The organism is Pseudomonas vranovensis DSM 16006 (assembly GCF_000425805.1).
Taxonomy (GTDB): Bacteria; Pseudomonadota; Gammaproteobacteria; order Pseudomonadales; family Pseudomonadaceae; genus Aquipseudomonas; species Aquipseudomonas vranovensis.
Window position 1 is genome coordinate 1 of the sequence record NZ_AUED01000042.1, and the last position, 1191, is coordinate 1191.

At 52.1% G+C, this 1191-nt stretch carries 2 pseudogenes; both read right to left on the reverse strand.

What is annotated here, in order from left to right:
- Positions 1-593 (reverse strand): annotated as a pseudogene (locus tag H621_RS0119545) (DUF6708 domain-containing protein); the annotation flags it as partial.
- Positions 593-1191, reverse strand: a pseudogene (locus H621_RS28785) (hypothetical protein); the annotation flags it as partial. The pseudogenes H621_RS0119545 and H621_RS28785, both read right to left, overlap by 1 nt.

Sequence of the window (1191 nt, forward strand, 5' to 3'; positions counted from 1 at the left end):
TTTTCACTGGACCCTGAGGAGGTCACGCCTTTCCAGGGCAAGGTCACGATGCCACCGCAGTAGCTGGGGCGGTGTAGATAGACTTGCTGGGTTTTTCGATTGAATCGAATCAACAAGTGGCGGGAGGTGAGCATTTCTAGTCGAGTAAAACGAAAGCCATACTTGAAGTAGAACCAGGAAATCAAAGAAGCCAAGCTGGTAAACAATACAGCAAGGTACAAATGATGACCATAAGGCTCGCTCTGGCCACGAAGCAGTAACAAAACTAATGACTTGGCCTCTACTGCAGCACCTAAGAATCCAAGCGACAACATAGTAATTGCTGTGATGGAAAAAATGCTTACAAGTCCGCGTTTGGCCTCCAGCATTCCGCATCGTATTTCCAGGATGTTTTCATCAAGTGCATAAACCGGTCCTCGAGTCCTCGGTGTTTCGCTGGCGCGCTGCTGCGCTTCTTTCTGACTTTCATCGTCTTCATATTCATAGGCGACTATTTCTTTTAAACCGTATTTTTTTTCTATTTCTTTGTCGCTCTTGCGGTCTTCATCTGTTTCCAGCATGGCCTGCCAGAAGCCCCATTCTGCGAAATTCATTATAGGGTCCCTTCAATGGCATCGAAAAATGCGCTTAATTCATCTTCGGCACTGTTGTAACGGTTGGTCTCTCGACTGCGGCTGAAGCAGCATTCGTCACACCATTTTTCCAGCGCACTCTCATCGAGTATCAGCAATACAATGGTGGCAGTCAGCACGATAAGGCCTCCCACCCAAGCCATACGACCAAGTAGCAGCATGGCAGTCTGGTTGACTGCTAAGCGTGTGGCCCAATGGGACAATACATCTAACAAAACGCCGGGAATAAAGCGGCCACCCTTCAGCGCTAGCCAACGGAAATACGCACCTGCTTGGGAAAAGGCGATCCCACCCTGTCCAGCCATGAGTGCTAATGTTGCAGTCGCTCGAATGGAGTAGGCGCTGGCAAGTGTGGCTCGGCTATTCGGTGTGCCTGTTGATTGTTTCAGCGCCTTGATAGCGTCATTCGCATCCCACCCGATACTCACCAATCCCCCCGCAGCCGCCATCCCCGCCCCCCACAACCGATACCGCCCCAGGCTGATCTGCGCCCCCCGTGCGGTGGCGCTGTTCGGCCCGACATTCGCCAGCGCCTGCCCGGTACCCACTGCCAGCAGTT